Source organism: Gilliamella sp. HK2 (assembly GCF_001690265.1).
GTDB classification, from domain to species: Bacteria; Pseudomonadota; Gammaproteobacteria; order Enterobacterales; family Orbaceae; genus Gilliamella; species Gilliamella apicola_C.
In genome coordinates this window covers 104,529-115,491 of record NZ_LZGV01000094.1, presented here as the reverse complement: position 1 = coordinate 115,491, position 10,963 = coordinate 104,529, and the positions used below count along the sequence as shown (strand labels likewise).

12 protein-coding genes and 6 pseudogenes are annotated in these 10,963 nt (G+C 34.9%); all 18 read right to left on the bottom strand.

Annotated features, from left to right (window positions below; translation table 11 throughout):
* A pseudogene (locus tag A9G45_RS10130) lies at window positions 1-320 on the bottom strand (hypothetical protein); the annotation flags it as partial.
* Window positions 321-879: 559 nt separating this feature from the next.
* Window positions 880-1,248 carry a hypothetical protein gene (locus A9G45_RS10125; RefSeq protein ID WP_065566454.1) on the bottom strand — a complete coding sequence of 123 codons (369 nt, stop codon included), beginning with the start codon at window positions 1,246-1,248 and terminating at the stop codon, window positions 880-882.
* Between the two features lie 738 nt (window positions 1,249-1,986).
* Entirely contained in the window at window positions 1,987-2,328 is a 342-nt protein-coding gene (locus tag A9G45_RS10120) for a hypothetical protein (protein ID WP_065566453.1), read from the bottom strand.
* A 1-nt stretch (window position 2,329) separates the two neighbouring features.
* Complete coding sequence (locus tag A9G45_RS10115; RefSeq protein WP_065566452.1) at window positions 2,330-2,719, bottom strand: hypothetical protein; 390 nt, start codon at window positions 2,717-2,719, stop codon at window positions 2,330-2,332.
* A gap of 401 nt (window positions 2,720-3,120) precedes the next feature.
* The gene (locus tag A9G45_RS10110) at window positions 3,121-3,609 is read right to left on the bottom strand and encodes a pentapeptide repeat-containing protein (RefSeq protein WP_065566451.1); all 489 of its coding nucleotides are present in this window, start codon (window positions 3,607-3,609) and stop codon (window positions 3,121-3,123) included.
* 24 nt (window positions 3,610-3,633) lie between these two features.
* Window positions 3,634-3,783, bottom strand: a complete 150-nt coding sequence (locus A9G45_RS14480) for a hypothetical protein (RefSeq protein WP_176700881.1) — start codon at window positions 3,781-3,783, stop codon at window positions 3,634-3,636.
* Window positions 3,784-3,863: 80 nt separating this feature from the next.
* Window positions 3,864-4,163: pseudogene (locus tag A9G45_RS15040) on the bottom strand (RHS repeat domain-containing protein); the annotation flags it as partial.
* Window positions 4,164-4,354: 191 nt separating this feature from the next.
* On the bottom strand, window positions 4,355-4,714 hold the full coding sequence (locus A9G45_RS10105) for a hypothetical protein (protein WP_065566450.1): 360 nt from the start codon (window positions 4,712-4,714) through the stop codon (window positions 4,355-4,357).
* A gap of 78 nt (window positions 4,715-4,792) precedes the next feature.
* Window positions 4,793-5,152, bottom strand: a complete 360-nt coding sequence (locus tag A9G45_RS13860; RefSeq protein ID WP_065566449.1) for a hypothetical protein — start codon at window positions 5,150-5,152, stop codon at window positions 4,793-4,795.
* A pseudogene (locus A9G45_RS15035) lies at window positions 5,129-5,314 on the bottom strand (RHS repeat-associated core domain-containing protein); the annotation flags it as partial. The gene A9G45_RS13860 and the pseudogene A9G45_RS15035, both read right to left, overlap by 24 nt.
* A gap of 848 nt (window positions 5,315-6,162) precedes the next feature.
* Window positions 6,163-6,507, bottom strand: a complete 345-nt coding sequence (locus tag A9G45_RS10095) for an NTF2 fold immunity protein (RefSeq protein ID WP_255307149.1) — start codon at window positions 6,505-6,507, stop codon at window positions 6,163-6,165.
* A gap of 92 nt (window positions 6,508-6,599) precedes the next feature.
* Entirely contained in the window at window positions 6,600-6,977 is a 378-nt protein-coding gene (locus A9G45_RS10090) for a DNA/RNA non-specific endonuclease (RefSeq protein WP_442903003.1), read from the bottom strand.
* 9 nt (window positions 6,978-6,986) lie between these two features.
* Window positions 6,987-7,130 (bottom strand): annotated as a pseudogene (locus A9G45_RS14745) (RHS repeat-associated core domain-containing protein); the annotation flags it as partial.
* Window positions 7,131-7,173: 43 nt separating this feature from the next.
* The gene (locus A9G45_RS10085) at window positions 7,174-8,205 is read right to left on the bottom strand and encodes an SMI1/KNR4 family protein (protein WP_065566446.1); all 1,032 of its coding nucleotides are present in this window, start codon (window positions 8,203-8,205) and stop codon (window positions 7,174-7,176) included.
* 30 nt (window positions 8,206-8,235) lie between these two features.
* Window positions 8,236-8,544, bottom strand: a complete 309-nt coding sequence (locus A9G45_RS14145; RefSeq protein WP_176701602.1) for an HNH endonuclease signature motif containing protein — start codon at window positions 8,542-8,544, stop codon at window positions 8,236-8,238.
* 89 nt (window positions 8,545-8,633) lie between these two features.
* A pseudogene (locus A9G45_RS15030) lies at window positions 8,634-9,020 on the bottom strand (RHS repeat domain-containing protein); the annotation flags it as partial.
* A 404-nt stretch (window positions 9,021-9,424) separates the two neighbouring features.
* Window positions 9,425-9,838 carry an SMI1/KNR4 family protein gene (locus A9G45_RS10065; RefSeq protein ID WP_065566442.1) on the bottom strand — a complete coding sequence of 138 codons (414 nt, stop codon included), beginning with the start codon at window positions 9,836-9,838 and terminating at the stop codon, window positions 9,425-9,427.
* A pseudogene (locus A9G45_RS15025) lies at window positions 9,829-10,848 on the bottom strand (RHS repeat-associated core domain-containing protein); the annotation flags it as partial. The pseudogene A9G45_RS15025 and the gene A9G45_RS10065, both read right to left, overlap by 10 nt.
* Window positions 10,849-10,963 lie beyond the last annotated feature (115 nt).

The window sequence follows — 10,963 nt, the reverse complement described above, 5'->3', positions numbered from 1 at the left end:
CCATTTGGGCTTAAGCAAAGCAAATCGCCGTAATTAAGTGTTGCTACGGCAAAATAATCCTCAGGTATCCTATTTAAATAGCCATCGTTGGTAGCCAATAAATCTTCTCTATCTTCCTTTGAAAAACCCAAAATGACCTCTAAGGGCAATGACTCGCCCTCACAATCAATACAGTAGTCAATATTGGCTTCATTATCAAAAACAACAACATTATATTTTTTCAAAAAATCAATATAAGAATTGTTTGAATCTATTTTTAACTTTAACTTTGAAATGCGTTTATCAATGTTTTTGGGAACATTATATTTTGATTTAAACATTCTAACTCCTAAATATTACCATGTATAAAAACGGATGCACTGCCAGTGTGAGGAAAACTGTTATGCAAATCTGCATCCAGAATAATCATATAATCTTTATCAACATAATGCCAAACCTTTTCAGGAAGGGCCTTGTCACCAGAATAGCCAATTTGTTTATTTGCTATCCTATTATCATGTTTTCGATTGCCATTAAACTTGTTTGATTTTGCATATTGTTCCTTATATGGACTAAAATCTGGAATGCCGTCTTTACTATATGTTACTTAAGCCGTCCTACAGGAAGCGAGTATTGTTGTAGGGGGCGCTGTCTAGCTGATATTTTTCTATACGCTGGCTTAAGGCATCGTAGATGTAGTCGTAACGCTAACTGTCGCTAACAATTATTTGGTCTTACAATAAGCCTACTGTGATATATTTTCCCGCCTCTATTTATCATAATAAATGTACTGTTCCATTGTTAGTTTATGTGCCAGTTGACTCGTTTTACCCCATTTATAGTCTGCCTTTTGCTCTAGATCGTATAGCTATAGCACAAAATATTGCTAATATATAATGCTTATTTATATTTACTAAATTTTTCTATCCAGCCTTTTTTTGTGACCAGTTCACCAGATAAACTATCACTGATATCAAGAATGTTTTTTTCATTTTTACCATTTTGAGATATTAATAATTTTATATTTTCTTCATTTTGTTCTAGCATATTTAATGTATTGTAAATAACACTATCAATAGCAGTCAAAACAACTTTTTTTAAAATTTCAATCTGGTTTTTGTCAAATGTTTTTAATTCATTATTTAATTTAACCGTATTTTCAGATTTCATTTTACCTTGAACCATTGCTTCAAATTCAAAAATGGCTTGATCTCTAACACTACAAATGATCTTTTGACCAAAAATATCAAGTAATTCTTTATCTAACATATTAATATTCTCCAGTTTAATTCCAAGGGATATTTCATGGGGAAGTGACACCTTGAGAGCTTACATTCCATAAAGATTGGGCAACAAGATTTTTTGCTTGTTGATGAGTAACTTCACCTGCTTTCAAAGCACTTACATCAATTCTCGTGTGCTCTGCCAAGGTATTTGGTTGACCACTATTAAAAAGTTCTTCTATTGACCGTCTGAGGTCTAACAGGTTGGAGGGATCATCATATTGCAGGGTTTCTCAGTATCTTTGGTTACTGTAGCTTTCAATTCTGCCGGTGCGATCATAGTGGTAATCGATTTGCCCGTGTTTACTTTGTTTTTGCTTAATAGACGGTCGAGGTTGCCGTATTGGTTTCTGTGTTCGATGAGGATGTCGGATAGGTGAAATTCTGATTACGCCGTATCTGTTTATGTTGCAGGCACTGTAATGATTATATTCTTAAAGTAGTTCGCTAGATTAATTCAATTAAAAAGCCTGAGTGGTAAGACTCAGACTTTTGTTGCAGATTATTGCAAAGCTTACCAACTATCTGCATGTTGATATTAAAACTTAAGTACGCCTATATATTATGAAGTATTTAATATTTACCGTCAGCATTCATTAAAGAATCTTGATAAATTTAATGTTCGAATTAATTTTCTTAACCATTGAAGCATTAAACCAGAGGATTTTTTTACTTTTGGGCTGTACTATTTTTGGAAATCGTGACAGCTAACATGATATTTTATTTAAACATCTTTACTTGAAGAGAAAGGATGTAAACATGCTTTAAATAATTCTAATATCAATTTTTCATCTGCTTTGTTTAGCGTTTCATCCTGATCTTTTTGTATTTTTTTACGGATAAATTGCTCATTAGTCACATTTTCTTGTTTATAAAAATATTTAGATTCTGCTTTAAAATCATCAACTTCCAATAATTTATCAAAGATATTGTTAATTAGTGGGCTACCTGCATATAATAGCGATTCTGCTTCTTTACATGAAAATTTAATGTACATAATCAGTTTTTTCAATGCGTTGATTTCGCTTTGTTTTAAAACTAAACATTTTTCTGTAGTATTACTCATGTTAATAACAACCTCTAGCTTTTAGTTGATTTTGCATCATGTTAAGTCTTTTATCATAGTTTAGGCTATTAAATCTTTCATAAGGGTTTTTATCTATATGAATTATTTGAGAGCGTTCTAATTTAATTTTACCTGTATGATAACATTCTAATTCTGATGACTTTTTTATATTAGTCATGTAAACCTTAGCTTTTACATGCTTTTCTATTATACCAGTATTTTGAATTCCTTCTAATCTTGCTAGATTGGTATAATATATAAATACATTTTCACCGCTTATTCCTAAAGGATCAATCCAATTCAACCCATTAGGCACATACCGAGATTGTAGGGATTGCTTGCGTTGTCTCGCTGAAGTTTTTCGATACGCCAGCCAAGGCGTCGTAGGCATAGCCGTAACGCTGGCTGCGGTTTAGTGGTTTTATACATACTCCGCTTAGGCGATGTGCGGCATCGTTGTAGTAGCGTTGGATGCTGATGGCGGTTTGTTTTTTTTGCTTACCCACAGGGCATCAGTAAAGCAATTTACACCAAAATATCAGAGAATAAATTAACAGCGTAATACGCGACGTCATCAAAAAAGTATAAAGTCTTCTCGGCTGATGATTTGGTAAAGAAAGTAATTTATTTAGCAATATAAATTAGTATGAAGAAGATAAACAGATATTGACTTGCAACTGGAAAGCATAATGAACCGCTTTATGACAGAATTTGGTGACAGAATTAACGGTTATCTGTAAAAGAGAAATACACAAAAAATTAAGATGTGGCCTATAATATTCAAATTAATACTCATGGTATTTGTTGTAAAATAGCTCTTTTAGTTGCCGGTGAGAAATATTTTGGCCAAATAGTATATTTATCATATATTGCCCCTATAAAACTAGCCTCATTTATTCTGATTGCATTTACATTTGCACCTTTTAAATTGCTTCCGTTGAAATTTGCATTAAATAAATCAGCTCTTGATAAATTAACTCCTTGCAAATTAGCATTTAGTAAAAAAGCTCCATTTAACTTACAGTTAGACATATCAGCATTTAATAATGATGAATTCATTAAATTTGAATTCATTAATAATGAATTTGTAAAATCAGTATTATCTAAAATACAACCTGAAAAATTTGCACTACGTAAATTAGCATATTTAAAATTTGCATTACGCAAAGAATACCCTGCAAATATAGCGGTATGTAATATCGAACTACTAAAATCAAATCCCTCAAATGTTGTTACATCAAATTCTTGCGTGCAACCAGATTCAAAATGAATTTTAATCATTAATAATTTCCCTAGCCAAAAAGGTCAATTTTTTGTGTCAGACATAGGTTTAATTTTTGGAATATTACTTGGTGCAAGTGTTCCTTGAGTTTTAGGTGGTAATACGCCTACAATTTTTTCAGCCACATAACGTTGAACTGCTGGAAGAAAAATGATTCCTTGTGTTGTCTGCATAGCATCCTCCTTTTAAAGCTTTTTTAACCACACTAGGGGTAACTTAGAAGACTTTGGTAATTGGACATTTAGCTACCTCCCCCCCACGGATCCGCCCAAGTCAACCCATTAGGCGCATACTGATACAGATTAAAGCCACCAATCCGCCCAATCGGTTCAGGCTAGGTAAAGCGTCCTATATCCGGATCATAATACCTGAAGGTATTGTAATGTAAGCCGGTTTATCTGTCTAAATATTGTCCCTGATATCTGAGGTTTTGCTCTATTGAGTGATGTTCGATTTCATGAATCCGTTTACCCCAGAGCTGAAAACTGCATTCCCATAGTATTTTACCGTTTTCGTCGGTCAACTCTTCAGGACAGCCATTCAGGTCGGTGTGGATTACCCTTTCTGGGTGATTACCTCGTTGACACGATTCATAATAGCTTTCTTTAAGCACTCAGCATAGTTGTTTAGCTGTAACTTCTTTACCCCAAGGTATTTTAGTGTGTATATTTAAGTCAATAACCTCATATCTGATACTTTTGCTAATTTCTATTTATATCTAGATTAGGTTCCCATTCGACTATTCTATCGCTTGCTGAGTGGAGTAACTTCGGCAGGAGTCCAAATTGACCGTTTCCATTGTATGAAGTTATTAGTTAGAATTTCTTTTATGTAACTTTCAAATTTAGAATTAAAGTATTTATCAGATGTTATTGTTATTTTAAGAGTATAATGTTCATCACATAATAACTCACTAAGCCTATCAATTTTGTCGATAACGGCAATGCTAAAATTATCCAACTCCGCTCTGGCAATATAACGACCTTTTTCATCTTTACAGGATAATTTACATTTAAATGCCAGTTCTATCTTAGTCAGCATTTCTTTAAATGAATTATTACTATCAATCAGTACAAAAGTTAATCGTCTTTCATTTATATTCATAAATCTATTATCCTTGAAAAATTTAACGTTGAAATATTAAATCCAACAATTATCTTATAAAAAACAAAAAATTCGTTTTTATTTACAGCCAATTTTGCGCTGAATGTCACCCTTTCGAGCAAATTCCATTAACTCGTGAGTTTTAAAAATTCTAAAACCAAAGGATTCTTTTTTTAGCCACGGAAAAATTAAACGTAATTTACGGTCTATAGACGCTTCTATTTCCTTCATACCTTTAATTTCTGAAGCATCACGGCGTCTGTTTGTATATACCGGATCATGAGCTTTACTAATACCACTAGCAGCACTTCCTCTATAACCTATTTCGGCATTAGGATCGATTGCTTGTATTGCTGGCAAGTGTTCTCTAAGAATATCGTCAATTTGTTGTTGAACTCTATTTAAACTAATTAACCCCCACGGATCCGCCCAAGTCAACCCATTAGGCGCATACTGATACAGATTAAAGCCACCGGCTAAACCTATCGGATCAGGCTGGGTAAAGCGACCTATATCCGGATCATAATACCTGAAGGTATTGTAATGTAAGCCGGTTTATCTGTCTAAATATTGTCCCTGATATCTGAGGTTTTGCTCTATTGAGTGATGTTCGATTTCATGAATCCGTTTACCCCAGAGCTGATGGCTGTATTCCTAGAATAATTCGTCGTTTGTATCGGCGAGCTCTTTTAGTACACCGTTTAGATCGGTGTGGAAGTACATTGCCTTTTGTTATTCATTACTTCGTTTGTCTATGCGCGTCAGGGGTTCGTAGCTGCTCTGGTTGGTATAGATATACTGTTGTGCTGATTAAGATTGGTTTCCTGAATCGTTGTTAAGCCATCCCACAGTAAGTGGGTACGGTTGTAGGGGGTGCCTATGCTGTTTAACTGGCGTTTTTCGATACGCCGGCCAAGGGCGTTGTAGATGTAGCCGTAACGCTAACTGCGGTATGATTGTTCGATGCGTACTTTGTTCAGGCGGTGTTCGACGTCGTAGTGGTAGTTCTGGTCTCTGAATTTAAGTAGCTAGTTACAGCGGATCAGGTTGTGTCTGCTTGTCCAGATATTTTTTGCTAGTACACTTCTAATTAATTCAAGTTTGACTGGCTCTTATTCGTTAAAAGCATCTACCCTTGAGCCATTGCTAAACCCATAATACTTTCTATTTTATCTAAGTCATACTCCTAAATAAATACAAAATAATTCCTCACATTGGATTTTTTAAAATATATTTAATCAATCATAAATAGAATTGTTGATAACAATATAATTCAATTAATAAGCAACTTTGAATTGACAGCTTTTTAGAACAGTAAACAAAATTTTAATTTCATATAGCGGATTAGAATATTTAAATTTAAAAAGTAATTGATATATCTAATGCTTAGCTATTATTTTGCTTTTTCCAGATATTTAATCGTATTTACGATAGAATTCTAGTAATTATTACAATGGATATTTGTCCCAATTATTATCAAACTTATCATATACCTCTTTTTTATCAATACGCCACTCATGTTTTTTGTAATGCAAGGTATAACGAAATTGACTTTTTGTACGATTTTGTTGTTGAGTGTAAATAACTACTTTATTCCCTTTGAGTTCTTCTATTTTTAATATTTCTTCATCTGGTGAGTACTCTGGTGGGTTTCCACAAGATAATGCTGCTTGTCGACCATATTTTCGTTCTTTTTTTGTACAGAATTTATCAAATATAAAATTCAAATCTTTAGTCATTTGTAAATAAGCTTCTTCTGAAGAATCACTTTTTAATTTTGGATAGCAACGTATTTACCAATGATTCATCGCAATAATGAATTCTTTTAATACGTTTTTCGCAATTTCAATATTCATTTAGTTTACCTAATTTTTAAAAATATTATTTAATACATTCTTACCACTTTTGGAAAACTGAGTATTCTATTTGGGGGGCTTGTGCCTTCTTTGCCATAAATAAAATTCCATTTAATATCCACAGCTCCATATTCTTGAATATACTGTTTAATTGTTTTTTCAAAAGCTCGATATTGACCACGATTTATTCCTTTTAACTGAGGGAAAACATTATCTATGCCTCCTGAACCGCCTAATATTTTCGCTAAAATATATCCCGCATCATCATCTGCGTTACCTAACCTTCTAGCAAATGCGCTTGGAAAAAGGTTAGTTGCTGTGCCTGATCCTATATCAGCTCTTGAAACTGTCTCTTTTGCTGAAAGAGGTTGCCCCTGTGCTCCTCGTTTACCTTTTACTTCACAAATCCATCTCCACGGATCAATCCAAGTTAACCCATTAGGCGCCAGATTCAACCCACCTAGCAATTCTATCGGATCCGGCTGGGTAAAACGACCAATATCTGGATCATAGTACCCGAAAGTATTGTAATGTAAGCTGGTTTCCCTGTATAAATATTGTTTTCAATACCAACAGAGATGCAGTTAACCTTACGGTTATTATTTATAAACCATATAAATCATTTATATCATCTTCACACACTAATTTAGAAATAAATTCATTAAAACTATTGCATAGAAAAAAAGTACTCTTATCTTGATTATCCGTTAAAGATAAATTATCAGACCATGTGTCAAGAGTATAGTAGTATATTTTCCCATTATTAATATCGATGCAGAAATAATTACCACCCGCGTCAATCGCAAAAGGTAAAAAAGTTTCCGGTAATAACTTTCTACTCCATAAATTTTCTGCTTTGGAAGGCATTAAATAGTTCTTGTCATTATTAAACTTTTTATAGTATTTAACGGGTATTAGTTCATGAATTGCAACCCATTCAAATTCACTTTCAGGATCCAGCCAAGCATTATTCTCTGGCATTCCTCCATTGTGTTGTAACAGGAATTGTCTTAGTTGAACAGGAATTTTTATCTTTAAAAGTTTTTCAACCTCATTTAGGTCAGTGGTATTAATTGCTTGTTGAGAATTGTAGAATTTGTTGCTTGTTCTTGGTTTAATATCTTCATCTTCAATGGTTTCTATTTTGTCTTGATCTTCATCACAAATTAAAGCATTTAAGAAATTTTCTAATGAATCAGATAAATAGATACTATTTTTTTTAAAATTTTGCTCTGTATTTAGGGGGTCATCCCATTCTAATCTGAGATATTGATATATCGCACCAGTATTAATATTCATACACAAAAAACCATTACTTAAATCGCGAGCAAAAGGTAACAGCTCCTTAGGTAACTTTTTATTATCCCAATGTTTGAAAGCAATACCTTCCATGATAAAATCTGGGTCATTCCTAAATGCTTTATTATATTTTATAGGAATAAAATTAAAAACTTTAAGTTTGTATGGAGGAACAGTTGTTTTCCAAATATCTTTATATACCATTCCTCCATTACAATTAAGATAAAACTGTCTTAAAGAATCTGGAATTGTGATACCTAACCTCTTTTCACAAGCATTTAAATCTTTATCAGTCAGCTTTTTTTCGCAGTCATAAAAGTTATCTATATTAATCATATTAATTCCCAAATTATATTGCGTCTTTAATTAACAAAATTTACTTATTAGCTCTTTTAGTCTCTTCGGTACTCTACCTGTTAACCACCCTTGTGTATATGAATAGTCTACTGCTTGTGGTGAGCCATATTTAGTGCCCGAATGTGCACCAAATTGAGAAACTGAACCTTTATGACGAATTGCTTTATGAGTTTCCGTTTTAATTAATTGCATAGTAGTTTTACCAGTTTTCGGATCAAAATCGTCAACATGATGCCAAGTATATCCTACGGCATCTTTCTTTTTGATTCCAGTCGCTTTAAATGCAGCAGCAAAATCTCTAGACCTAGTCCCTTGCATTGTGATTTGAACAATATTTTTTTGACCTTCTTTTACAGGGCATAATCTGGAGAATCTGTAAAATCTATTCCTTGTAATGCTAGCCTCCATGGATCAACCCAAGTTAACCCATTTAGGCGCATACTGATACAGATTAAAGTCACCAATCAGCCCGATTGGCTCAGGCTAGGTAAAGCGTCCTATATCCGGATCATAATACCTGAAAGTATTGTAATGTAAGCCGGTTTCTCTGTCTAAATATTGTCCCTGATATCTGAGGTTTTGCTCTATGGGCTCGAGTTCGATTTCATGAATCCGTTTCCCCCAGAGCTGAAAACTGCATTCCCAGACGATGTCACCGTTTGCAGTGGTAAGCTCTTCTGGTGTACCGTTCAGATCGGTGTGGAAATACATGACTTTTTCAGGGTCATACCTCTTTTATCTATTCGTGCCAGTGGTTCGTAGCTGTTCTGGTCGGTATAGATATACAGGCTGTTGATGGTGATCCCATCCGGCAGGGTGGTGGCGATGCGGTTGCCCAGTGGGTCGTACTGGTGGCTGAGGGTACCCTGTGCGGTGGTTTCGCTCAGCAGGTTACTCAGCAGATCGTAGCTGAAGGCGATGAGGTCGGGTTCTGCTTCTGCGGGCAGGCCGGCTTTTTTGTAGCCGACTTTGATAAGGTTGTCGGCTTTGTCGTACTGGTAGGCGGGGGGGCCGTCGGTGGTGTATTTGCCGATCAGGCGGTCGGCAGCATCGTATTGGAACTGGTAGTGTTCGTCGTTTTCGTTGATAAGGGTGTTAAGGCGCCATAGGCGTCGTTTATTTATTATTGGGCGCATATTTAAATTATGCTGAACCATAATTAAATGGGAGAAGATAAATACCACCGCGTATTTTATGACTAATAATCTTGTGACAGTTTATTAATAAAACAATCAAATGATTCAGATACTAAAACTAATTCTTTTTCATCCATCAACCATATATATATTTTTCCATAATTTCTATCTTTTAATGAAAGTAAGAAGCAATTTCCACCCTCATCATAAGCAAAAGGGATCATATATTTTAAATTAGAAAATTCATCAATTAAGTTAGCATAAATATCTTCTATAGTTAAATCACCATATTTTATTGGATTAAAGCCACCCAATAAAAAGAAATTATGTTCACCGTTTTCGCGAGGGTAACCACCATTAAATTTAATATAAAAATTAATAAATGAAAGTGGAATCTCTTTATTAAAATATTTGCTAAATTCTTCAAGTTCTTTAAAAGATAATTGTTTTTCCGATTCTTCAAGTATTAGTTGCATTTGTTATTATCCTTTCTAGCTGGAAATGCATAATTTTTTACCAGTAGTTGCTTTATATTGACTAACTCCACCTGAATGGTTTATCCCTTGGTGTGCTTTCTTTTCAACGAGTTGCATTGTACCTTTATTGGTAACAGGATCATAATCATCAAGTTGATGCCAAACATATCCTCTTGGTGTTGTTTTCTGTTTTAGTCCTGCTTGTTTGTTAGTGGATTAAAAATCTTTGATATAATCAACTAGATATTCAATTGTTGCAATAGGGTTTACTCCTGGCTGTTTATTATATAAGGCATTACTGCCTGAATAATCTAATCCACCTCCTGAAGTTTTAATTACTCCCGTATAGCCACGTTCTTTCAGTTTAGTTATTGAATCTACTGCTAGCCCCCACGGATCAATCCAAGTCAACCCATTAGGCGCATACTGATACAGATTAAACCCACCTAGCAATCCTATCGGATCTGGCTAGGTAAAGTGGTCTATATCCGGATCATAATACCTGAAGGTATTGTAATGTAAGCCGGTTTCTCTGTCTAAATATTGTCCCTGATATCTGAGGTTTTGCTCTATGGGTTCGTGTTTGATTTCATGAATCCGTTTTCCCCATAACTGAAAGCTGCATTCCCAGACGATGTCACTGTTTGCAGTGGTAAACTCTTCTGGTGCACCGTTCAGATCGGTGTGGAAGTACATGACTTTTTCAGGGTCATACCTCTTTTATCTATTCGTGCCAGTGGTTCGTAGCTGTTCTGGTCGGTATAGATATACAGGCTGCTGTGCTGATTAAAACTGGTTTCCTGAATCATTGTTAAGCCATCCCACAGGAATCGGGTACGGTTGTAGGGTTTGCCTGCGCTGTCTAGCTGATGTTTTTCGATACGCTGGCCAAGGGCGTCGTAGATGTAGCCGTAACGCTGGCTGCGGTCTGTTTGTTCGATGCGTACTTCGCTCAGGCGGTGCTCGGCGTCGTAGTGGTAGTGTTGGGTTGCGCCGATGGCATCGCGTTTGAAACGGTGGATGATTTCGGCACTGCTGCCGGCAGCAAAGTGTATATTGCTGACGTTGTCGAGTAGTTCATAATCTAAATTTTATTTGCGTTCTTCCGAGAAATGTTTGCTCTTT

What these genes read in the sequence shown, in the direction of transcription:
- A9G45_RS10125 (WP_065566454.1), bottom strand. Translation starts at nt 1,248, where the DNA reads ATGTTAGATAAAGAATTACTTGATATTTTTGGTCAAAAGATCATTTGT.
- A9G45_RS10120 (WP_065566453.1), bottom strand. Translation starts at nt 2,328, where the DNA reads ATGAGTAATACTACAGAAAAATGTTTAGTTTTAAAACAAAGCGAAATC.
- A9G45_RS10115 (WP_065566452.1), bottom strand. Translation starts at nt 2,719, where the DNA reads ATGCCTACGACGCCTTGGCTGGCGTATCGAAAAACTTCAGCGAGACAA.
- A9G45_RS10110 (WP_065566451.1), bottom strand. Translation starts at nt 3,609, where the DNA reads ATGATTAAAATTCATTTTGAATCTGGTTGCACGCAAGAATTTGATGTA.
- A9G45_RS14480 (WP_176700881.1), bottom strand. Translation starts at nt 3,783, where the DNA reads ATGCAGACAACACAAGGAATCATTTTTCTTCCAGCAGTTCAACGTTAT.
- A9G45_RS10105 (WP_065566450.1), bottom strand. Translation starts at nt 4,714, where the DNA reads ATGAATATAAATGAAAGACGATTAACTTTTGTACTGATTGATAGTAAT.
- A9G45_RS10085 (WP_065566446.1), bottom strand. Translation starts at nt 8,205, where the DNA reads ATGATTAATATAGATAACTTTTATGACTGCGAAAAAAAGCTGACTGAT.
- A9G45_RS14145 (WP_176701602.1), bottom strand. Translation starts at nt 8,544, where the DNA reads ATGCAAGGGACTAGGTCTAGAGATTTTGCTGCTGCATTTAAAGCGACT.
- A9G45_RS10065 (WP_065566442.1), bottom strand. Translation starts at nt 9,838, where the DNA reads ATGCAACTAATACTTGAAGAATCGGAAAAACAATTATCTTTTAAAGAA.